Below are 21,032 nucleotides of genomic sequence, written 5' to 3'. Positions count from 1 at the left end.
GTCTACAGACCGCTGGTCTGTTGTCATCAGACCGCCGGTCTGATAGCTTCTTCGTAACAGACCGACAGTCTTTTATCGGAGGAGCAGCTCATGTACGACGTCCCGGACCAGACCGGCAAGTACGCAGTGGTGACCGGTGCGAACAGTGGTACCGGCAAGGAGACTGTCCGGCGGCTGGCCGCGGCCGGCGCCCGGGTGGTGATGGCCGTTCGGACTCCGTCGAAGGGCGAGCAGGCTCGCGCGGAGATCCTGGCGCAGTACCCCGAGGCGCAGCTGGAGATCCGCCGGATCGATCTCGCCGACCTCGGCTCGGTCCGGGAGTTCGCCGACGGCCTGAATTCAGGCGGTCGGGCGATCGACCTGCTGGTCAACAACGCCGGCGTGATGGCGCCACCGGCCCGGATGACCACCGCGGACGGTTTCGAGCTGCAGTTCGGCAGCAACTTCCTCGGCCCGTTCGCGCTGACGCTGCGGTTGCTCCCGTTGCTGCTGGCCGCGCCCGCGCCGCGAGTGGCCACGATGAGCAGCGGCACGGCGAACTTCGGCCGGATCAAGTTCGACGATCTCCATTGGGAGAAGGGCTACCGGCCCATTTCGTCGTACGCGCAGTCGAAGCTCGCCGACCTGATGTTCTCGCACCAGCTCGCCGCGATCGCCCACGAGCGCGGCTGGAACCTGATGAGCACTGCCGCCCACCCGGGGTTCACCCGGACCAACCTCCAATCCACCGGGCCGAGCCTCGGACTGGACAAGACGCCTCGCATGGTCCGGTTCTTCGAGCGCCACAACCCGCTGCCGTCGCAGGGCGTCGAGCAGGGCGCGGAGCCGTTGCTGTTCGCGGCGACTAGCCCTGAGGCGGTGGCCGGCGCCTATTACGGCCCGAGCAAGGCATTCGGCCTGGTCGGCCCGACCAAGCAGGCCAAGGCTCCCCGACGATCCCTCGACGAGCAGACGAACGCACGACTCTGGCTCGAGGCCGAGCGCCTCACCGGGGTAACCCTGCCGAGCCGGGTCGTGTGAGTGCGCGAAGAAACGCCTATGGTGCGGAGATGAGTGAGTGGTCGCAGGGGGAGATCTACGAGTCGTACGTCGGGCGATGGAGCCGGCTCGTCGCTGCGGAGTTCGTTGGGTGGCTGGAACAGTCGCGGGGGTTGAGCTGGCTTGATGTGGGGTGCGGGACGGGCGCGTTGACCAGCGCGGTACTGGCGAGCGCCGCGCCGAGGCAAGTGGTGGCGGTGGACCCGTCGGAGGGGTTCGTCGGGTTCGCTCGGGGCGCGGTGACGGACGAGCGCGTGCGGTTCGGGGTGCTGTCGGCGGCCGAGTTGGGCGGCGAAACGTTCCGGGAGACGTTCGGCGGGGAGTTCGACGTGGTGGTGTCCGGGCTGGTGCTCAACTTCGTTCCGGAGCGGATCGAGGCGCTGCGTTCGATGCGGGAGATCGGCACGACCGTCGCCGTCTACGTCTGGGACTACGCCGAGGGCATGCAGTTGATGAAGTACTTCTGGGATGCGGCCGCAGACGTTCGGCCGCAGGACCGGGAGCTCGACGAGGGCAAGACGTTCCCGTTCTGCAATCCCGCCGGGCTCGAAGGGCTCTTCGCCCAGGCGGGCTTCAGCGACATCGAGACCGGCGCGATCGTCGTACCGACCGTGTTCGAGTCATTCGACGCGTACTGGACGCCGTTCCTCGGTGGGCAAGGGGTTGCGCCTGCTTACCTGCGCAGTCTCGACGCTGATGCTCAGGAGCAGCTCAGGGCGCTGGTCAAGTCGCGGTTGCCGACCAAGGCCGACGGCTCGATCGAGTTGACCGCTCGTGCCTGGTCAGCTCGCGGTACGAGCTGACCGCCAGTTGCTCTGCAGCAGGCCGAACAGGAGATCGTCGGTCCACTCGTTCTTGAACCAGGTGTTCAACGGCCGGAACCCCTCCTGCTGAAAGCCGAGCCGCTCCAGCAACTGAGCTGACGACGTATTGCGCGCATCGCATTCGGCCGAGACGCGGTGCAGGTCGCGTTCGGTGAAGACGTGTTCGAGCAGCGCGCCGACCGCTTCGGTGGCGTAGCCCTTGCCCTGGTACGCCGGTGCCAGGGTGAAGCCCAGGTCTGCCTGCATCAGGTTGTCGAAGGTGTTCAGCGCGACATCGCCGATGAGCAGACCGTCGAGGGCGATCGCGTACTGGAACCAGCCCGCCTGCAACGGATCCCCGGCCGCGAAGCGGGCCACCGACGTCCGGGCCGAGTCCAGGGTGACCGGCACGTCCCAGGACTGGTAGCGAGCGACCTCCGGTATCGACCGGTAGGCGGCGAAGGCTTCGGCGTCCTCGGGCCGGAAGCGGCGGATCTCCAGTCGTTCGGTGGTGATCATCCACCCAGTATCGCGCCACACGATGTCAAGAAGGGCAGGTCTGCCGCGTACCTGTGGTGAGGGTCGCGATGAGCGGCCAGGGCGGAGGAGGGCGATGAAGTACATGTTGATTCTGCTGGTCGATGACGGGGCGCTGGAACAGTTGACGACCGAGCAGCGCGAGGCAGTGAGTGCCGGGCACCGGGAGTTCCAGCGGATCGCGTCCGAGGCGGGGGAGCTGATCAGTACGCAGGCGCTCGCCGATCCTTCGAGGAGCACGGTGGTCCGCAGCCGGGGCGGTCGGCCCGTGGTGTCGACCGGGCCGACCCGGGCGGTCGATCAGTACATGGGTGGCTACTACCTCGTCGACGTGGACGACTTGGAGCGCGCCCTCGAACTGGCCGGCCTGCTCCCCGACGTACGGATCGACGGCCTTGCGGTGGAGATCCGCCCGGTGATGTGTGGCGCGGGTCCCCTCGGCGTTATCTGAACCGCAGAGTGAGCCGACGCGTAGCACCGGCGGCGCCGGTGACGTCGACAGTGATCTTGGTGCTGAGGAGCGTCCGGACGGTGGTGATGCCTGGGTCGGCGTCCACTACCCGCAGGCCGGGCAGCAGGACGGTCAGCTGGACAGTGGTTGCCAGCTGGGTCGGGTCGGAGATCGCCAGGTCGAACTCGCGCCCACGGAGCCGGCCGATCACCGAGCACGGGGTTTCCGCCTGGAGCTCCGCGATCCGGTCGGGCTGCCAGAAGTTGGCCAGGGTCAGGCCTTGCGGCACATTGAGCACTGCCTGAGCCGCAGCGGTGTTCCGTAGTACGAGGTAGCTGGGGAAACGGGCGAGCTGCTTGGTCTGCGCCAGCGAGGCTCCGGGTGCCACCACGTAGTTGTACGCCGATCCGCTGGGGTTGACGCCGTGGTCTTGCCACATGGTCAAGTAGCGACGAGTGATCGGGGTGGTGGGGCCGCCGGTGTTGATGTCACGCCAGGAGCCGGTCCGTACTTCGCGCCGGAGCTGCAGACGCGAGCCAGTGGGGAAGATGTAGCCGCCGACGCCGTCCAGGTGAGCCCAGCGGGCGTTGTCGACCGTTGCTGAGTCGCCTAGCGCGGGGACGCGACGTACGTCGTCCACGGTCAGTGCATTGACCCCGTCGCTGTGCAGGTTGCGGTTCTCGATCACTGTCTCCACTGGGTGGCCGCTGGTGCCCGTGATGCCGGCACCCAGCGCTACGACGTACTGGTCGAGGCAGAACCAGGACTTGCGAGCCCGCATGGGCGACACCGGGCCATGGAGGTCTTGGCCGATCGCTGCGTAGCCGTCGAGGGTACTGCCGCCGACCCAGGTCGCTGTCGGGCGGGCGGCGCCCCACTCGCCACCTGCCTTCGGTGGAAGGGGGAGCTTGTCCACTGTCGTGCCGGGAAGCCGGGTACGGTCGACTGTCGGCCAGAAGGCATCGGCGTACTGGCCGTTGTCCCTGTCGTAGAGATACGTCATCCCGGAGCCGCTGTGGTAGCCCTGCTCGTTCTCGCCGTTGCCTGATTCGTAGTACGCGATCCGGCTGCTGGCCATCGAGATCGAGTACGCCCAGCCGGAGCGGCGATGCACCGAGCGATCCATGCTCGCGAGCAGCGTGTGGCCGTCGCGCTCGGGAGCCGCCGTCACGCCGCGCAGCGACTTCACCAGTGCCACTCGCGGGATTGTTGCCCCCGACAACATGTTCCCGAAGGTGTCGCGCTGCAGCCAGCCGGCCACCGCCGACCGCCACTGTGCCGCCAGTAAAGGGTCGACGCCCTGGGCGAGGCGCAGGATCGCCTCGGCCGCGGTGTAACCGTCGTTGTGGTCGGAGGCGTTGAAGCGGGAGACGGCGCGGCCGCGGACGAAGTCCATCATCCGGGCGTCGTGGACGACGGGCAGGTAGGCCTTCGCGACCGAGTCGAACAGGATCTGCCGCTTGGGGTCGGTCACCTGCCAGGGCGAGTTCGCCAACAGGGCAAGGAGTTTGCCGATGCCACTGAGCAGGACGTGGCCGTAGGTTCCGGTATAGGCGACCCAGGTGTGCTGCACGAACGAGCCGTCGCGGTAGAAGCCGTCGCCGGTCGTCACGTACTGCCAGGTGTCGCTGAGACCGTCCCGCGCGTGGGTCAGCTTCGCCTCGTCGTCGGTGACGAGCGCCCGCACGATGATCGCCTGGCAAAGATCGACCCGGTTCGCCCCGGTGGAGAGCACCTTGCCGCGCTCGGGCGGGAACATCCAGTACGGGTCCGAGACGAAGTGGTCGATGGCTGCGCAGTACCGTTCGCGCGCGGCCGGCGCCAGTTCGGCGTACAGGAGGATCATCGTGTTGGCGAGCGGGCGGGTCGCGCCGATCTCCCATGACCACCAGTTGCCGAACTCGACAGTGCCGGGCTTGTAGATCAGCTGGTCCATCGACTCCAGCGCGGCCTGCAGGTCGGCGAGCAGGGCAGGGTCCGAGTGGTACGCCGAACCGGGGGTGGCCCAGGCCGTCGCCAGTTGCTCGAGTCGCACGTAGGTGTTGGCAATCGACGGGTCCTGTGCCAGCGGGTAGTCGGTGAAGACCGCGTTGCGCGTCGGCGAGCGGTCGAGCTTGGCGAGGGACGCTTTGACGCCGTTGTCGAGCCGGGTCAGTGCGGCGGCGTAGTCGGGGTCGGCGGGGTCGAGGGACTCGCCACCGGTCAGATCGGCGGCCCACTTGGCCCGCAGCGCGGCGAAGTCGGCAGGTGCGGCTGCGGCAGTGGTCGGGAGTCCGAGGTGCATCGCCGCGACGGTAGCGGTACCGGCGGCCAGGAAGGTGCGACGTTTCAGCATGGCGGGTTCCTTCAGAGAGGCGGATCACTGAGGAGGGGCTGTTCGGATGAGTTTGTGGCAAGTCATTCTCTAATTCAAGAGATTCATGCGAATGACTTTCCAGGTAGAGTCCCTGCATGAGCGCGTCGGAGGCGGTCCGGGGGCAGAAGGCCCGGCATCTTGCCGCGGAGTTGCGGCGGGGGATCGCCGAGTTGCGCTGGCCGGGCGGGAAGTTGCCGACCGAGCAGCAGTTGGCCGGCGAGCAGGGCGTCAGCCTGAACACCGTGCGCCGGGCGGTCGATCTGCTGGTCCAGGACGGACTGGTCTACCGGCGGCAGGGCTCCGGGATGTACATCGCCAACAACGAGACCGGCCCGCTGATCGGCGTCGCGGTGCCGTCGATGACGTATTACTACCCGCGGATCATCGTCGGGATCGAGCGCGAGCTGGCCAAGCAGGGTGCGCAGATGTTGTTGCGCAGTACGGAGTGGGACTCGGCCGAAGAGCGGCTGGCCGTCGACGGGCTGATCGGCGCGGGGGTGGCCGGGCTCATCCTCGCACCCGACGGGCCGTCAGGGCTCGCGGAATTGGAGGACCTGGAGCTCCCGATCGTGCTGGTCGAGCGCGGCCTGGAGGATCCCGCGACGCTGCACGAGTTCGTCGGCACCAATCATGCGGCAGGGGCGCGCGCCGCCCTCAAACACCTGCGCGGCTTGGGTCATACGCGCATCGCGTACCTCGAACGCAGCAGCCCGCACACCGCCCCGCAGCTTCGAGCCGGGCTCGGCGACGTACCCGTCCTGATGGAGTCGCGCGACCGCTGGACGACCGCGGGCGCCGACGAGTTCCTCGACGAAGTACTGCGCCAGAAGGCGACCGCGGTCCTCTGCTTCGCCGACCGCGAGGCGACGCTGCTGCTCAATGCGGCGCTGGCCCGAGGTATCGAAGTACCGGGGGAGTTGTCGGTGATCAGCTACGACGACGAGGTCGCCGACCTGTCCGAAGTACCGCTGACCGCGGTTTCCCCAGCAAAACTTGAGGTCGGGCGGACCGCGGTCGAGCTGCTCAGGGCGAGACTCGCCGACCCCGAGGCCCCGCGCCGGCAGGTGTCCCTCGTGCCGCAGTTGGTCGTCAGGGAGTCGACCGGCCCGGTCCGACGATAGCGCGCGCTACCCGGCAGGGCGGTGCCGAGTCGCCCGCTTTACCTTTTCAGGCAACCCGGAACCACAGATTGGTTGCTAAGGGCACCGAAGTGGCGCTGAGGCGTTCCAGCTCGACCAGGTGGCCGCCCGGGTGGTCGAAGAGGCGGACGCCGTCGCCGAGCATGATCGGTGCGAGCGAGCCCGGGAAAAGTCATCGCGGCCCGCGGGCTGCTCCCGGCCCGAAGCGGGGCGGGAGCGGGTCGGGAGCAGCTCACGCAGACTGCTGCTCAAGCAGACTGCGGCCCCACATCACCGGGAGTGAGTGGGCGGTTGACGGGCGCGGTCGTGCTGTATTCGTCGGCGCCGACATCTGCCTTGCCTGAGCGGGTGTTGCCGTCCAGGTCGCGGGTGACGGTGGAGTAGGTCTTGCTGGCGGCGTTGATCCCGGGGCTGCCGGAGGTCAATCGGCGGACCCCGTCGGAGCCGGTGGCCAGCAGCGGGTCCTTGCGGGTGAAGCCCGAGGCGGGGATGTTGCCGTTGCCGGCAGCGCCCCAGAGGAGGTTGCCCGACCAGGTGATGCCCTGCTGGAACGGCATGTCGACGAGCTGACGACCCGAGTCACCCACCAGGAGATTGTCGGAGATCGTGCAGCCCAGCGGGGGCAGCGTGCGCATCGTCTCGCCCGCGATCGCAGTACCGCAGGACAGTACGGTGTTGAGCGCGATCGTGACCCGGTCCGGAGCGTCGTTGCCCTTGCGGCTCTCCGGCGAGTCCGACGGCTTGTCGTCGCGGACCGATCCGCTGCCGAGCACGATCCCGGCGCCGGTCACCTTCTCCACATAGTTGTTCACCACCAGGTGGTCGTTGCCGTACATCCGGATTCCATTGGTGCCATTGAGGATGAAGTTGCCCTCGACCCGGGACCTGCTGCCGTGCCGCAGGACGATCCCGCCGAGGCTGTTGCGGACCGTGTTGTCCCGGATCGTGTTGCTGCACGACTTGACCGAGATCGCCTCCGGGTCGCCGTTGGCGCGCTCGAACAGGTTCTGCTCGACGATCGCGCCGGCGTCGCTCAGCGACCGCCCGCTCAGGCCGAGCCGGATCGGCTCGCCGCCGTTGGAGCCACCGAAGGTGTGGTCGGAGAAGTAGTTGCGCACGATGTGCACACCGCGCGACATCCCGGCGGAGCCCGGTCCCTCGACGCACAGGAAGACGCCGAGCGACGACTTGTTGTGGAAGTGGTTGTGGTCCACCTTCGAGTACTCCGCCCGCACCATCAGCCAGTTCAGGCCCTCGGTGTTGGCGAGCTGGAAGTCGTTGCGGCTGATCCGGAGGTGGTTGCAGCTGGTCGTCAGGTCGATCATCGTGCTCTGCCGGAACTTGAACCCACTGACCGTCACCCAGGACGAGTCGGCGAACGTGAAGCCCTGGCTGCCGGTGAGCGTCACGCCGCCGACCGACTCGGCCTGCACGATGATCGACGCGCCGTCGCTGCCGTGCTTGCCCTGGATCGCGATCGGCCGTCCGGACGGTACGGCGTAAGTGCCGTTGGCCAGGATGACCGTGTCGCCGGGCTTGGCCGCCGCGATCGCCTGCCGCAGGCCGTCGAGCGTGGTGGCGCGGACGGCGCGGGCTCTCGTCAAGGTTGGAGAGGCGTTGGCCAAGCCGGTCGGTAGCGCGGCGAGCGCGGTACCGGTCAGCACAGTGCTGGTGAGAAAGGTCCTTCGATCCATGGTGTCCTCCGGTCGGGGCGGTGATCCGGGTGTCACGAACTGAGCAGCCGGTTGGCCCGGCTGGTGGCTCAGTCTGCGGCGGCGCCAGGCGTCTCGGCAAGCGCTTGCCGGGGTGTCGGCGAGGGATGTCCCGTGGGCCGGAACCTGGTTCCATCATCGTTCCGTCAGGTAGGAGACCGGGGCAGCGCGGGGCAGTTCAAGGGCAGATCGCAGGTAAGGGTGTGCTGACGGTGTACGGAGCGAATTGCTGCGATAGCCTCCGGTAATCGCGATTTTCGGATTACGGGCGGTGGAGATGGACGAGGGGGCTGACGGCCGGCGCAGAACCGCGCCAGACGTCGACATGCAGCGGCCGAACGACGCCCGCGTGTACGACCTCCTGCTGGGCGGCAAGGACAACTTCGAGATCGACCGCCAGCTCGCCCAACAGGTCCTCAAGGTCGCTCCGGAGATGCCCGAGCTGCTCCAGGCGAACCGGCGCTGGCTCGCAGAGGTGGTCGAGCGGCTGCTGCGCGAGGCGGCCGTGGTCCAGTTCCTCGATCTCGGCTCCGGTCTGCCGACGGTGGACAACACGCACGAGATCGCGGGCCGGGTGAACCCGAAGGCGACCGTCGTCTATCTCGACAAAGACCCGACGGTGATCCGGCACGGCCAGGCGCTGCTCGCCGACGAGAGGCACAGCTTCTTCGCCGCCGGCGACCTGACCGACCCGGCCGCGGTGCTCGCCGATCCGGTCGTCACCGAGGCGCTCGACCTCGACCAGCCGGTCGCCGTGATCCAGTGCCTCGTACTGCACCACATCCGCGACACCAAACGCGCCCGCGAGATCGTGACCGGCTACCTCGACGCGCTGCCCTCGGGGTCATACCTGGCGCTGACCCACCCGTGCAACCCGCGCGACGGGAGCCGGCGGGCCGAGTTCGCGACCGGCGTGGAGGAGAAGCTGCGGATCGGCTTCGAGGCCGTCACCTTCCGGACGCCGGACGAGATCGCCTCACTCTTCGACGGCCTCGAGCTGCTCGATCCGGGCCTGGTCAGCCTCGGCGACTGGTGGCCCGCCCCGACCGCGACGGCCACCGGCGCCAGCCACCTGATCCTGGCCGGTCTCGCCCGCAAGCCCTGAGTAAACCGGTGGCGGATCCCCGCCCTGGCGGTCGATGATGGCCGCATGTCTCGACCCCTCGAGATCGCGTGTGACGAGTCCGGCTTCACCGGCACGAACATGCTCGATCCCGACTTCGAGCTCATCACCCACGTCGGCCTGAACCTCGACCACGAGACGGCGACGGAGTACGTCGCCGTCATCCACCAGCGGTTCCACCGCTACTCGGCCACGGAGTACAAAGCCGGTCAGCTCCTCCGCAATCGCCTAGCGGTCGAGTGGCTGCTCGGAACGCTGTCCGGCCGCGCCACCGTGCACCTCACCGACAAGACCTACTTCACGGTGACCCGCCTGGTCGACCTGCTCATCGGCGAACCGACTTACGCCGCCGGTACCAGCCTCGCGCTCGACCTGCGCCCGGTCGCCCGCACCCTGCATCGCGCCGGACCAGTGGTCTTCGGTACGCCGAGGTGGCGCGCGTTCCTTGCCACATTCGTCGCGATGATGCGGCACAAGCGGTATCGCGGGATCGACGGTCCCTGGGTCGCCGGCTTCCTGCAGACCCTGGACGGGATGCGGTCGGAGCGGCTCGATCCCATCCTGCAGACGCTCCGCGATGCGCGCCCGCAGTTGTTCCAGGTACTCACCGAACTGCAGGACGATCGCTCGATGGTGCCGCCGCCGCTGGAACCGCTCATCCCGGCGCTCTTCGAAACCGCTCGCCTGTGGACGGCCGACGGCGCCACGATCACGATCCTCCATGACGAGCAAAGTGCGCTGACTCCCCATCGGGTCGCGCAGGTGCAAGCCCTCCTTCGGACCGCGTCGCCGGCCCCGGAGCCCCTGCTCGGTCTGACGATGCTGGACTCGCGGACCGATCCCAGGATTCAGCTGGCCGACCTTCTCGCCGGTGCCGCCCGCCACCTCGCCACGGCCGAACTCCGCCACCGCGCCGACCCGTATCTGACCTCCCTCGTCCGTCCGTACCTGGCGCCCACCTCCCTTTTCCTGGCGCCAACCTCCCTTTTCCATCAGTGACGAGCCGTTGACGAACAGCTGTTGGGGCTGCAACCTTTGGCTACCGTCTCGCAAAAAGCTTGCAGAAACGACGCAAGTTACAAAGAGTTGCCTGCAGGTTCGAGGCGGTGGTTAGGTCCATCGTCCCTCCGCCCTGAGGACTCTCATGAAACGAAAGCAGCCACGCCCGCGGCTGGTCGCAGGCCTGCTCGGCGGCCTTCTCGCGGCCGCCCTGATCGTCACCGGCCTCGTGCCGACCGTCGCCTCCGCCGCCGCCACGGCGGTCCTGACCAAGACGCTGACCGCCAACAGTTCGCTGGGGGACTACCCGGTCGGCAACGCCGGCGACGGCAACCAGAACACCTACTGGGAGAGCACCAACAACGCCTTCCCGCAGTGGATCCGCGCCGACCTCGGCAGTGCCAAGACGGTCGACCGCGTCGTCCTCAAGCTCCCGGCCGGCTGGGGTGCACGGACCCAGACGCTCGCCGTCCAGACCAGCACCAACGGCACGACGTACTCCGATGTCGTCGCGAGCGCCGGCTACAACTTCGCGCCCGCGAGCAGCAACACCGTCACCATCACCTTCGCGCCGGCGACCGCCCGCTACATCCGGCTGAACATCACCGGCAACACCGGCTGGGCCGCGGGTCAGCTGTCCGAGTTCGAGCTCTACGGCCCGGACACCGGCGGTGACACCCAGGCGCCGACCGTCCCTGGCAACCTCGCGCTGACCGAGCCCGCCGCCGGCCAGATCCGGCTCGCCTGGACCGCGTCGACCGACAACATCGGCGTCACCGGCTACACCGTCTACCGCAACAACGCCGCCGTCACCACGGTCGCCGGCAGCGTCCTCACCTTCACCGAGTCGCAGCCTGCCACGGCGACGGTCGAGTACTACGTCCGCGCCCGCGACGCCGCCGGCAACGAGTCGGCCGACAGCAACCGGGTCCGGCGCAACGGCCAGGGCGGCGGTTCCAACCTCGCCAACGGCAAGCCGATCGAGGCATCGTCCGCGGTCTTCGGTTTCGTCGCGACGAACGCCAACGACAACAACACCGCCACCTACTGGGAGTCCAACGGCTTCCCGTCCACGCTGACGGTCAAGCTCGGCTCCAACGCCGATATCAGCTCGGTCGTCGTCAAGCTCAACCCCGACCAGGCCTGGGGTCCGCGCACGCAGAGCATCGAGGTGCTCGGCCGCGACCAGGGCGCCACCACCTTCACCACCCTGAAGGCGCGCGCCAACTACGACTTCAGCCCGGCCTCGGGTAACAGCATCGAGATCCCGGTCGCCGGCCGCGTCGCCGACGTACGGCTGCAGGTCTTCAGTAACACCGGTGCTCCCGGTGGGCAGGCCGCCGAGTTCCAGGTGATCGGTACGCCGGCGCCGAACCCGGACCTGGTCGTCACCTCGGCCAGCTGGACCCCGGCCTCGCCCAGCGAGTCCACCCCGATCACGCTCTCCGCGACCGTCCAGAACATCGGCTCGGCAGCAGCGGGCGCGACCACGCTCAACTTCAACCTCGGCGGTACCGTCGTCGGCACCGTCCCGGTGGGCGCACTCGCCGCCGGCGCCTCGGCCACGGTCTCCTTCAACGCCGGTACGCGCGCCGAAGGCACGTACAGCGTGTCCGCGGTGATCGACCCGACCAACACCGTCGTCGAGCAGAACGACGCCAACAACACCTTCACCGCACCTACGCAACTGGTGATTGCGCAGGCTCCCGGTCCCGATCTGCAGGTCCTGAGCATCACCTCCAACCCGCCGAACCCGGCCGTCGGAGCCCAGGTCACCTTCAGCGTCGCGGTCAACAACCGGGGTACGTCCTCAGCCGCAGCCAGTACTACGCGGCTCGTGGTCGGCAGCACCACGCTCACCGGAGCCACTGGCGCGATCGCCGCCGGTGCCACCGCCAACGTCGCCATCAGTGGTAGCTGGACCGCCACCAGCGGTGGAGCGACTCTGACCGCGACGGCCGACTCGGGCAACGTGATCGCCGAGACGAACGAGACGAACAACTCGCTGGCCCGGTCGATCGTGGTCGGACGGGGAGCAGCGGTCCCGTGGGTCTCCTACGAGGCCGAGGCCGCCAACTACCAAGGCACGTTGCTGACCACGGACGCGCTGCGGACCTTCGGCCACACCAACTTCGCGACCGAGTCCTCGGGCCGCTCGTCGGTGCGGCTGAACAGCCAGGGCCAGTTCGTCGAGTTCACCTCGACCAACCAGTCCAACTCGATCGTCGTCCGCAACTCGATCCCGGACTCGGCCAACGGCCAGGGTCTGGACGCGACGATCAGCCTCTACGTCAACGGCACCTTCGCGCAGAAGCTCAACCTGTCCTCGCACTACAGCTGGCTCTACGGCAGCAGCGACGGACCGGAAGCCCTGACCAACACCCCCGGTGGCGACGCGCGCCGGCTCTTCGACGAGTCGCACGCACTGCTGTCCCAGTCCTACCCGCCGGGCACGAAGTTCAAGTTGCAGCGCGACTCGGGCGACTCCGCGTCGTTCTACATCATCGACACGATCGACCTCGAGCAGGTGGCAGCACCCTCGAGCCAGCCCGCGGGCTGTACCAGCATCACGCAGTACGGTGCTGTCGCCGGTGACGGGATCGATGACGCGGACGCCATCCAGCGGGCCGTCACCGACGACCAGAACGGCGTGATCAGCTGCGTCTGGATCCCGGCCGGCCAGTGGCGGCAGGAGAAGAAGATCCTCACCGACGACCCGCTGAACCGGGGTCAGTACAACCAGGTCGGGATCAGCAACGTCACCATCCGGGGTGCCGGCATGTGGTACTCGCAGCTCTACTCCACGATCGAGCCGCAGAACGCCAATGGCATCAACCATCCGCACGAGGGCAACTTCGGCTTCGACATCGACAAGAACACGCAGATCTCGGATATCGCGATCTTCGGTTCCGGCCGGATCAGGGGCGGTGACGGCAACGCGGAAGGCGGCGTCGGGCTCAACGGCCGGTTCGGTACCGGTACGAAGATCACCAACGTCTGGATCGAGCACGCCAACGTCGGTGTCTGGGTCGGCCGCGACTACGACAACATCCCCGCTCTGTGGGGTCCGGCCGACGGGCTGGAGTTCAGCGGGATGCGCATCCGCGACACCTACGCCGACGGCATCAACTTCAGCAACGGTTCGCGCAACTCGAAGGTCTTCAACTCGTCCTTCCGGACCACCGGGGACGACGCGCTGGCCGTCTGGGCGAACAAGTACGTGAAGGACCAGGCGGTCGATGTCGGCCACGACAACTCGTTCACCAACAACACCGTCCAGCTGCCCTGGCGCGCGAACGGCATCGCGATCTACGGCGGGTACGGCAACAAGATCGAGAACAACCTGATCTACGACACGATGAACTACCCGGGCATCATGCTCGCGACCGACCACGACCCGCTGCCGTTCTCGGGCACGACGCTGATCGCGAACAACGGCCTGTACCGCTGCGGTGGCGCGTTCTGGAACGAGGACCAGGAGTTCGGCGCGATCACCTTGTTCCCGTCCAACCTGCCGATCCCAGGTGTCACCATCCGCGACACCGACATCTACGACTCGACCTACGACGGAATCCAGTTCAAGACCGGCGGTGGCGAGATGCCGAACGTCGCCATCACCAACGTCAAGATCGACAAGTCCAACAACGGCTCCGGCATCCTCGCGATGGGCGGCGCCCGCGGTAACGCCAACCTCACCAACGTCACGGTCACCAACTCCCGCGACGGCGACATCTTCAAGGAACCAGGCTCGAGCTTCACCTTCACGGGCCAGTAGTTCCCCCGGCGGCACCTGATGGCACCCTCTCCATCGAGACAATCGATGGAGAGGGTGGCCGGGATGACTGAGGATTCGGTCTGCATCGTCACGGGCGGCGGCGGTCCGCGGATCGGGAGCGGGATCTGCCGTGCGCTCGCGGTGAAGGGATGGACGGTCGTGGTCGCCGACCAGAACCTGGCGGCTGCGACGGCCGTCGCCGACGAAGTACGAGCGGCGGGCGGCAGCGCAGTACCGATGGTGCTTGATGTGACCGACGCGGATTCGGTTCGGCGGGTCGTGGCCGCGACGGTTGCCGAGTTCGGGGGGCTCGATGCGCTCGTCAACAGTGCTGGTGTCGGGCTGCGAAAGCCTGGGGCTGAGGCGACTCCTGAGGAGTTCGATCGGGTGCACGCGATCAACTACCGGGGGCCGTGGACGTGCATCAAGGAAGTACTGCCGGTCATGCTCGCGAACGGCGGTGGCAGCATCGTCAACATCGGCTCGGTGCATGCGGCCGGTGCGGCCGAGACGTTCACCCTGTACGCGGCGACCAAGGCGGCGCTGGCCGCGTTGACCAAGGGGACCGCGCGGGACTACGGGCGGCGGGGCATTCGCTGCAACATCGTCCATCCGGGCGCGGTCGAGGTCCGGGGCAACGAGCACCTGCTCGACGAGTTCGTCGCCACCCGACAGATGCTGCCGGCTGCCGTTGAGGCGATCGACATCGGCAATGCGGTCGCCTTCCTGGTCTCTGCCGAGGCGCGGGCGATCACCGGCATCGAGCTGTTCGTCGACGCTGGTACGACGGCGATGCTGTTCTCCAACGGTTTCACCGACTGACCCTTGTGCCGTTCGCCTTCCGAGGCCACGCTGCCAAGGGGAGGGGATCGCGATGGCGTTGAAGCGGTACGGCGTATTGGTGGGGACCGTGGTGGGGCGGCGGGCCGAGGGCGGGATGGAGTCGCCGCACTTTCAGTTGCACGTGCGCGGCGGCGGTACGGAGTACCGGGTGGCTGTGAACGTGTTGTCGCAGCAGGCGCCGTCGGAGCTGCTCTATCTGGCGGTGGAGGACTTCAAGCACCCAGTGCTGGAGTCGCTGCGGGCTGTGCCGGATGGGTTCAGCGATGTGGACAGTGCCAGCGGGGGAGCGGCGCTCGACTACATCCGGGGGAATCTGTTCGACCGGTCCGAGCTGCGGCCGATGCCGTCGACGGTGCCGGGGCCCGACAACGATCTGGCCGACAAGCTGGAGCATTTCACCGCTCGGGCGCTCGCCGACCCCACCGCGCGGATCTATGCGATCGGCGAGCGGTGGGGGCCGGAGAGCGGCGTACCGGACAAGATCTTCGGGTTCTCGCCTGGCAACGGCGTGCACGACATCCACATGAACCAGGGCAACAACGGCCCCTTCAAGAAGGACGACGGGGTGTGGCAGGACGGCGGGCTGCTATTCCGGTTCGGCGACCAATGGGTGGCGATCTTCCTCGCCTTCCAGAGCCAGGCCTGGCACACCGATGACGCCACCGGCCATGCGCTGCCCGGTGAGCCGGGGCCGGTCCCCAGCCCGACCGACCCGCACCGCACGCTCCGCATCGTCGCTGCACTGGTGAACCCGGTCGGGCCTTCGCCGGAGCCCGAGACGGTCACTCTGCTCAACCCGGGCTCGGCACTGATCGATCTGGACGGCTGGTCGCTGCTGGACCGCCTTGGACAGCGCATGCCGCTCACTGCTCTGGACCTGCCGGCCGGTGAGGCTGTACGGATCCCCCTCACAGCCCCTATCCAGCTGGGCAATCGCGGCGGGACGCTGACGCTGCTGGACCCAGCCGGCCTCAAGGTCGACGGCATCTCCTACACGAAGGAGCAGGCCGCCGAGGAAGGCATCACCCTCGTCTTCTGATCACCGGGTATAGGTGCGGGCCACGTCGATACCGATGACGGCAGGGCTGCCGGCCGGTTCGGGACCGAGGGCCTTGGCCAGCGCCGGTCCGAGGCGTTCGGCGAAGAAGCGGTCGGCGTGTGCCTTCGACTCCCACAAGGTGACGACCCGGAGGCCGTCCGCCGCCGAACCGACGTACCGGGCCTCGAGGCCGTCCGGCTCGGTGCCGAGGTTGTCCATCACCCGGTCGAACTGGTCGATCGAGGCGAACGGCGGGGTGGCGATCGCGATCCATTGCATGACTGTCTCCTCTGTTCGGACGACCTCTTCCGGCCGCAGGAACAACGCTAGGTACCAGCCTGCGAGCGCGAATCCGCCGAATCACTCATGGCGGTACTCAGCTGTTCGCGGGTCGCCCAGGTGGCGATCTGGGCCCGGGTGGCGAAACCGAGTTTGGTGAGGATGTGCTGGACGTGGTTCTGCGCGGTGCGCTCGGAGATGACGAGCCGGCCCGCGATCTGCCGGTTGGTGAGGCCGTCGGCGACCAGCGCGGCGACCTCGGTCTCGCGCACGCTCAGGACGGTCTTCGGGCCGGACCGGCTGAGGTAGGCGGTCATGTTGAGGGAGTCGAACAGCCGCGCCGCCTCCTGGGCGTGGGGTTCGGCTCTGGCTCGGTCGCCTGGTTCGTTGCGATCGAGGAGCGCCCGTGCGAGGTGGTACTGCGCTTCGGCGACGAACCCAGGTGCACCCGCACGGTCGGCCTGCTGGACAGCCGTGGCCAGGTCCTCGATGGCGTCGTCCAGGCGACCCAGTACTGCGGCGCCGCGGCCGAGAGTCAGCTCGACCGGGCCGAGATAGGCGACTCCGTTGCCGACGGCGTGCTCACCCCGGAACGGCTCCAGCCGTCGCAGGAGTTCTTCCAGGTCGTCGTACCGGCCGATGCCGGCACACGCGAGAGCGGCGTACACGTAGCCGGGCAGGATGAAGAACGCGGGCAGCGACCAGGTCTCGATCGGGCCTGCTCGCCGGTACGCGGCTGTCGCCTCCTGGTTGAGGCCGAGGCAACTCTGCAGGTAGGCGCGGGACAAGTGGGCCATCGTGGCGAAACGTGGCGGCGGGTCGAACACTTGCCTGGCCACCTCGTCGCTGACGCCGACGTGGCCCGCCAGGGCAGCCAACAGGGCGAAGTGGGCTCCGGTTGCGGGCGCTCGCTCGATCGGGCGCATCCGGTCGAAACCTCGCTGTGCGATCGCGGCCGCCTCGGCGTACCGGCCGCGCGCCTGGGCGATACAGGCGGCGACGCGATCGTGGTGCCAGGCGCTGACCGGGCCACCGACGCGGTCGACGGCGACTGCCAGGGCAGGGAGTTCCTCGGCCGCGGCGGCGAGTCTGCCGCTCTCGATCAGCGCATCGAGTCGCCACAGCTCGCCCCACATCGCCGCGCGGGGGCTGCCGGTCCGTTGAGCCAGCTCGAGCATCTCGGTTGCCAGTAGGAGTCTTTCGGCGCGGCCCTTCGGTCCGGGGCAGGCCTCCTGCCGGGCTTCGAGCGCGGCGGCGAGGGCTTGGTCGTCGCCGCTACGCCGGGCCAGGTCGAGCGCCTCCTGGCTGAGCCCCTCGATCCGGTCCTGCTCACCGTCGTAGAAGGCGAGGTGGCTGCGCTGGGCTTTCAGCCTGGCTCGCAGAGCGTCGTCAACCTGGCCGGCCAGGGCCTGCGCACAGAGACGTTTGGCGATCGCGTTGATTCCGGGGTCGGGGACGGCCTCGAGGACGAGGGCTGCCGCCGCTTGGTCTTCGGGAGTCAGGGCGGCCGCCGCCGCGGCGTCCGCAGCCTTCACGCAGGTCTGCAGATCACCGGCCAGATAGGCTGCGCGGCCGAGCGCTACTTGCCTGGAGCAACGTTCTTCCGGTGCTGTCGGCGCGATCTTCCACGCTGCCTCCTGGAGTCGCACGCCTTCCTCATAAGCCAGGCGCTGGACGGCGTCGTCGGCGGCGAGCAGCAGCCAGCGCTGAGCCGTCGCGCCTTCGCCGTACGGCGCCAGCTCGGCCCAGTGCCGGGCGATGTCGGCCAGGTGTTCGGTCAGGTCGCCTGCGTATTGCTGTTCGAGTACCTCCGCAATGCGGCGGTGGAGAGTAGCTCGCTCAGCGGTGCCGAGCGAGGCTGCGACGGCGTCCCGGGTGAGCGCGTGGACAAACCGCAGACTGCCGCCGGACTGGTCCACGAATCCGTGCGCGACGGCTTCGTCGACCAGCGGCAGACACTCGTCGAGCGCGGTGCCCAGCGCTGCGGCGACGGTGGTGAGCTGGAAGTCCCGGCCGACGATCGCCGCTGCCTGGACCATCCGCCGGCAGTTGCCGGAGACGCGTTCGAGGCGGCTGGTGACGATGTCGAGCACCGTCCGCGGCGGCCGGTCCGGCTGCCAGGAGCCGTCGGCGATCGCCCTGGCCACCTCGGTCACGAACAGCGGGTTGCCGCCGGTGACGCCGAAGACGTGCTGGACCTGCTCAGCCGTTGCTGTGGGCAACTGTTCCCGGACGGCGTCCAGGTCGAGGCTGTGCAGCTCCAGCCGATCCGTCGACCGGTGCAGCTCGGCGAGCCGGCGCGAACTCCCGGGCTCGGCGGGCCGGCAGGTCGCCACGACGAGGACCGGCAGCCCGGCCACCTGGTCGGCCAGGTGGCGTAGTACCAGCAGGGATGACTCGTCGCAGCGATGGATATCGTCCAGCAGGATCAGCAGGCCGTTGGCGCCCGCGGCCCCGGCGATCACCTCGGTGACCGCCTCGAACAACCGGAACCGGTCGCCGGCCCCGAGTACCTCGTCGGCATCGGCCTTCAGGCCCCGCAGCACTTGCCGCCAGGGCCAGTACGCGGGCGCTCCTTCACCCTCGACGCAACGCCCCCAGACGACGGCGACGCCGGCCGCCAGCGCGTTGCCGGCGAACTCCTGAGCCAGCCGCGTCTTGCCGATCCCGGCCTCGCCGGCACAGACCACCACCCGGCCCCGGCCCGCCTGCGCCTCGACCAGCCAGCCACGCAACGCTTCGAGTTCCCGCCCCCGCCCGACAATCCCCATCCGGTCAGCATCGCCCCTGGGCCGGTACTTCGGGAAGGCCGTCGGCGATCGCCTTGGACGCGTCGGTCAGACTTGGCCGGTGAAACGGTTCCTCCGGCGGGTCCTGATCGTGGTCGTCGTGTTCCTGGTGGTGATCACCGCGGGGTCGTTCGGCTACAACGCCTTCACCAGTGGCACGGCCTCAGCGCCGGACGGGCTCAAGTTCGTGCAGGCGGGAGACGTCAGGACTCGCTACGAGACCTGGGGTACGACCGGTACGCCGGTGGTCCTGGTGCACGGTTCGGTGGAGTCGGTCGATACCTGGTCGCGACTCGTGCCGTTGCTGGCCGCGAAGCATCGGGTCTACGCGTACGACATCACGGGATACGGGTACAGCGAGCGCAAGGCGCCGTACACGGTAGAGCATCTCGCCGCGCAACTGCTGGGCTTCCTGGATGCCATGCACTTAGGGGGCCCTGGGCAACCACGTCCGATCCTGGTCGGGCATTCACTCGGCGCCGGTATCGCGGCCGAGGCGACCTTGGAAGCGCCGGCGCGGGTCGGCGGGCTGATGTTCCTGGATGGCGACGGGTTGCCGCTTCCGGGTGGCGGTCCTCCTACGGCGTTGATCGTTCCGCCGTATCGGACGACCTTGTTCCGGATGGTGCTCGGCTCCGACTGGCTGCTCCGGCGGATCTACAAGGCGACGTGTGGGCCGTCGTGCCCGGCGATGGACGTCGACCAATGGGTCCGGCCGTTCCGTCAGCCCGGCGCCGAGAAGGCTGTCTGGGAGATGACGGCTCACGGGATCCCCGCAGTACCGGCTGATCGGCTGGCGCGGCTGCGCGACGTACCGGTTGCTACTGCTGTGGTCTTCGGTGCTTTGGATACGCAGGGTGGCAACGCGGACGAGACGGCCACCCGGATCGGTGCGCCGGCTCCGACGATCATCCCTGGTGCCAATCATCTGACGCCGATCTCCAACCCGGGCGAGATCGCCACTGCGGTCGACGCCCTCGCGGCTCGCAGCTGACTTGGGCCTTACTGGTGTTGTTGGCGCTGCTGGGAGAGCTGCGCATCTCTCCCAGCAGGCTACTCACTCGTGCTCGGTGACCGGGAAGATCTCCTGCGCCACCAGGCCGTGCGCCTCGCGGTGGACGGTGTTGGCCGCCTCCGCGTCAGGCGCGTCGACCAGGCAGAAGATCTTGCCCGCCGCCTCATCCACCCAGTACTTCAGGTAGTTCACCCCGTGATCCCCCTGGGTGGCCAGATCGGCCTGGTGGGCGGCGGCCACATCGGCCGCCGAGACGCCACCCTCGATCGTGTGTGAATCCATGAAAAGTGCCACTTGTGTCTCCATCTTCCATGGGCCGGCGTATGCCCGCCGTACCCCCGATACACAAGCTCACGTGCACTTTCGCGAAGTGGTTCAGCTGTTCTTGAGGATCATCGTCAGGCGGACAGTTCCAGGTTGGATGCGACGGCGGTGAGGACGACCGACTGGCCCTCGATGGCGACCTGCTGGATGGTCGCCTTGAACGGCAGCTCCGGTACGACGATGCCGCGGGCCAGCACCGCGCTGACCGCGCCGCGGAGGGCCTCGGGGATCTCCTCCAGGGTGGACTGGTCGGCGACGAGCCCGATCCGGCCGTCGCGCGCCTCCGGGCGGACCGTCGCAGAGACGTCGATGCCCTGGATGGTGGCCTTCGCCAGCAGCTTCCCGCCGACGATCTGCAGCGTGAGCGCGTCGATACCTCTGGTGTTGGCGGTGAGCTTCGCCAGGGCGGCCGGCGAGAGGCGCAGTCTGAGATCGGCCTTCTCCACCGTGACCGCCGCGCCGGTGCCACCCGTCAGCAGCTCCCGCGGTACGTGGATCTTGTGCATCTGGACGGTCAGGTCCTCGGCCGCGACCTTCTCGATCGTCGGCTCCTTCATCGTCATCGTGACCTGGTCGAACTCGCTCCTGGCCACCTGCGGCAGGAAGCCGAAACCGCCGATCTCCACCGACGTGTCGGCCGCGCGCACGTCGTACTGCGCTGCCTCGTCGGCCGCGGCGGTCGCCAGCCGGTCCTCGGCGAACGACTCGCCGATCCGGTCGGCGGCGACACCGAGGCCGGCCACGATCAGCAGGATGACGATCAGCGCACGGAGTGCCCGGCGTGGTCTTCTGGAGCTCATGCAGGCAGAG

General features: G+C 68.3%; 17 protein-coding genes. 10 read left to right on the top strand and 7 right to left on the bottom strand.

Annotation, left to right across the window (positions count from 1 at the left end):
* Positions 1 to 90 precede the first annotated feature (90 nt).
* Both G3I17_RS37670 and G3I17_RS37665 read left to right on the top strand, forming a co-directional pair.
* Positions 91 to 1,020 (top strand): SDR family oxidoreductase, encoded by a 930-nt coding sequence (locus G3I17_RS37670; protein ID WP_164603910.1) that lies wholly within the window; start codon positions 91 to 93, stop codon positions 1,018 to 1,020.
* 29 nt (positions 1,021 to 1,049) lie between these two features.
* Positions 1,050 to 1,841: a class I SAM-dependent methyltransferase gene (locus G3I17_RS37665; RefSeq protein WP_164603908.1), complete on the top strand. Its 792-nt coding sequence runs from the start codon at positions 1,050 to 1,052 to the stop codon at positions 1,839 to 1,841.
* Here G3I17_RS37665 and G3I17_RS37660 read toward each other — a convergent pair.
* Positions 1,821 to 2,360 carry a GNAT family protein gene (locus G3I17_RS37660; protein WP_164603906.1) on the bottom strand — a complete coding sequence of 180 codons (540 nt, stop codon included), beginning with the start codon at positions 2,358 to 2,360 and terminating at the stop codon, positions 1,821 to 1,823. The two genes, G3I17_RS37665 and G3I17_RS37660, sit on opposite strands and share 21 nt — an antisense overlap.
* A gap of 94 nt (positions 2,361 to 2,454) precedes the next feature.
* On the opposite strand from G3I17_RS37660, the gene G3I17_RS37655 reads away from it, so the two are divergent.
* Positions 2,455 to 2,829, top strand: a complete 375-nt coding sequence (locus G3I17_RS37655; RefSeq protein ID WP_164603904.1) for a YciI family protein — start codon at positions 2,455 to 2,457, stop codon at positions 2,827 to 2,829.
* On the opposite strand, the gene G3I17_RS37650 is transcribed toward G3I17_RS37655, so the two are convergent.
* Entirely contained in the window at positions 2,822 to 5,164 is a 2,343-nt protein-coding gene (locus tag G3I17_RS37650; RefSeq protein ID WP_164603902.1) for a polysaccharide lyase 8 family protein, read from the bottom strand. The genes G3I17_RS37655 and G3I17_RS37650 overlap by 8 nt on opposite strands.
* A gap of 116 nt (positions 5,165 to 5,280) precedes the next feature.
* Here G3I17_RS37650 and G3I17_RS37645 point away from each other — a divergent pair, with 116 nt between their 5' ends.
* The gene (locus tag G3I17_RS37645) at positions 5,281 to 6,306 is read left to right on the top strand and encodes a substrate-binding domain-containing protein (RefSeq protein WP_164603900.1); all 1,026 of its coding nucleotides are present in this window, start codon (positions 5,281 to 5,283) and stop codon (positions 6,304 to 6,306) included.
* 266 nt (positions 6,307 to 6,572) lie between these two features.
* Here G3I17_RS37645 and G3I17_RS37640 read toward each other — a convergent pair whose 3' ends face one another.
* A complete protein-coding gene (locus tag G3I17_RS37640) occupies positions 6,573 to 8,018 on the bottom strand; it encodes a polysaccharide lyase 6 family protein (RefSeq protein ID WP_164603898.1) in 1,446 nt (481 codons plus the stop codon).
* Positions 8,019 to 8,313: 295 nt separating this feature from the next.
* Between G3I17_RS37640 and G3I17_RS37635 the strand changes: the two genes are divergently transcribed.
* The 5 genes from G3I17_RS37635 (at position 8,314) to G3I17_RS37615 (ending at position 15,815) form a co-directional block, all read left to right on the top strand.
* Entirely contained in the window at positions 8,314 to 9,141 is an 828-nt protein-coding gene (locus G3I17_RS37635; RefSeq protein ID WP_164603896.1) for an SAM-dependent methyltransferase, read from the top strand.
* Positions 9,142 to 9,186: 45 nt separating this feature from the next.
* Complete coding sequence (locus G3I17_RS37630; protein ID WP_164603894.1) at positions 9,187 to 10,158, top strand: hypothetical protein; 972 nt, start codon at positions 9,187 to 9,189, stop codon at positions 10,156 to 10,158.
* A 145-nt stretch (positions 10,159 to 10,303) separates the two neighbouring features.
* Complete coding sequence (locus G3I17_RS37625) at positions 10,304 to 13,933, top strand: CARDB domain-containing protein (protein ID WP_164603892.1); 3,630 nt, start codon at positions 10,304 to 10,306, stop codon at positions 13,931 to 13,933.
* A gap of 63 nt (positions 13,934 to 13,996) precedes the next feature.
* Entirely contained in the window at positions 13,997 to 14,755 is a 759-nt protein-coding gene (locus tag G3I17_RS37620) for an SDR family oxidoreductase (protein WP_164603890.1), read from the top strand.
* A 52-nt stretch (positions 14,756 to 14,807) separates the two neighbouring features.
* The gene (locus G3I17_RS37615) at positions 14,808 to 15,815 is read left to right on the top strand and encodes a DUF2278 family protein (RefSeq protein ID WP_164603888.1); all 1,008 of its coding nucleotides are present in this window, start codon (positions 14,808 to 14,810) and stop codon (positions 15,813 to 15,815) included.
* Here the strand turns inward: G3I17_RS37615 and G3I17_RS37610 are convergent, their stop codons facing one another.
* Both G3I17_RS37610 and G3I17_RS37605 read right to left on the bottom strand, forming a co-directional pair.
* Positions 15,816 to 16,094 carry a hypothetical protein gene (locus tag G3I17_RS37610; RefSeq protein ID WP_164603886.1) on the bottom strand — a complete coding sequence of 93 codons (279 nt, stop codon included), beginning with the start codon at positions 16,092 to 16,094 and terminating at the stop codon, positions 15,816 to 15,818.
* A gap of 47 nt (positions 16,095 to 16,141) precedes the next feature.
* Positions 16,142 to 18,865, bottom strand: a complete 2,724-nt coding sequence (locus G3I17_RS37605) for an AAA family ATPase (protein ID WP_164603884.1) — start codon at positions 18,863 to 18,865, stop codon at positions 16,142 to 16,144.
* A gap of 79 nt (positions 18,866 to 18,944) precedes the next feature.
* On the opposite strand from G3I17_RS37605, the gene G3I17_RS41920 reads away from it, so the two are divergent.
* The gene (locus tag G3I17_RS41920; RefSeq protein ID WP_164603882.1) at positions 18,945 to 19,877 is read left to right on the top strand and encodes an alpha/beta hydrolase; all 933 of its coding nucleotides are present in this window, start codon (positions 18,945 to 18,947) and stop codon (positions 19,875 to 19,877) included.
* Positions 19,878 to 19,940: 63 nt separating this feature from the next.
* Here the strand turns inward: G3I17_RS41920 and G3I17_RS37595 are convergent, their stop codons facing one another.
* Positions 19,941 to 20,192, bottom strand: coding sequence for a DUF4242 domain-containing protein (locus G3I17_RS37595; RefSeq protein ID WP_164603880.1), 252 nt, complete (start codon positions 20,190 to 20,192; stop codon positions 19,941 to 19,943).
* A 104-nt stretch (positions 20,193 to 20,296) separates the two neighbouring features.
* Positions 20,297 to 21,022, bottom strand: a complete 726-nt coding sequence (locus G3I17_RS37590) for a DUF2993 domain-containing protein (protein WP_164603878.1) — start codon at positions 21,020 to 21,022, stop codon at positions 20,297 to 20,299.
* Positions 21,023 to 21,032 lie beyond the last annotated feature (10 nt).

The organism is Streptomyces sp. SID13031 (genome assembly GCF_010548305.1).
Taxonomy (GTDB): domain Bacteria; phylum Actinomycetota; class Actinomycetes; order Propionibacteriales; family Kribbellaceae; genus Kribbella.
This window is presented reverse-complemented; position numbering and strand designations above follow the sequence as displayed.

Coding starts and splice junctions, on each gene's coding strand:
- G3I17_RS37670 (WP_164603910.1), top strand. CDS start 91: ATGTACGACGTCCCGGACCAGACCGGCAAGTACGCAGTGGTGACCGGT.
- G3I17_RS37665 (WP_164603908.1), top strand. CDS start 1,050: ATGAGTGAGTGGTCGCAGGGGGAGATCTACGAGTCGTACGTCGGGCGA.
- G3I17_RS37660 (WP_164603906.1), bottom strand. CDS start 2,360: ATGATCACCACCGAACGACTGGAGATCCGCCGCTTCCGGCCCGAGGAC.
- G3I17_RS37655 (WP_164603904.1), top strand. CDS start 2,455: ATGAAGTACATGTTGATTCTGCTGGTCGATGACGGGGCGCTGGAACAG.
- G3I17_RS37650 (WP_164603902.1), bottom strand. CDS start 5,164: ATGCTGAAACGTCGCACCTTCCTGGCCGCCGGTACCGCTACCGTCGCG.
- G3I17_RS37645 (WP_164603900.1), top strand. CDS start 5,281: ATGAGCGCGTCGGAGGCGGTCCGGGGGCAGAAGGCCCGGCATCTTGCC.
- G3I17_RS37640 (WP_164603898.1), bottom strand. CDS start 8,018: ATGGATCGAAGGACCTTTCTCACCAGCACTGTGCTGACCGGTACCGCG.
- G3I17_RS37635 (WP_164603896.1), top strand. CDS start 8,314: ATGGACGAGGGGGCTGACGGCCGGCGCAGAACCGCGCCAGACGTCGAC.
- G3I17_RS37630 (WP_164603894.1), top strand. CDS start 9,187: ATGTCTCGACCCCTCGAGATCGCGTGTGACGAGTCCGGCTTCACCGGC.
- G3I17_RS37625 (WP_164603892.1), top strand. CDS start 10,304: ATGAAACGAAAGCAGCCACGCCCGCGGCTGGTCGCAGGCCTGCTCGGC.
- G3I17_RS37620 (WP_164603890.1), top strand. CDS start 13,997: ATGACTGAGGATTCGGTCTGCATCGTCACGGGCGGCGGCGGTCCGCGG.
- G3I17_RS37615 (WP_164603888.1), top strand. CDS start 14,808: ATGGCGTTGAAGCGGTACGGCGTATTGGTGGGGACCGTGGTGGGGCGG.
- G3I17_RS37610 (WP_164603886.1), bottom strand. CDS start 16,094: ATGCAATGGATCGCGATCGCCACCCCGCCGTTCGCCTCGATCGACCAG.
- G3I17_RS37605 (WP_164603884.1), bottom strand. CDS start 18,865: ATGGGGATTGTCGGGCGGGGGCGGGAACTCGAAGCGTTGCGTGGCTGG.
- G3I17_RS37590 (WP_164603878.1), bottom strand. CDS start 21,022: ATGAGCTCCAGAAGACCACGCCGGGCACTCCGTGCGCTGATCGTCATC.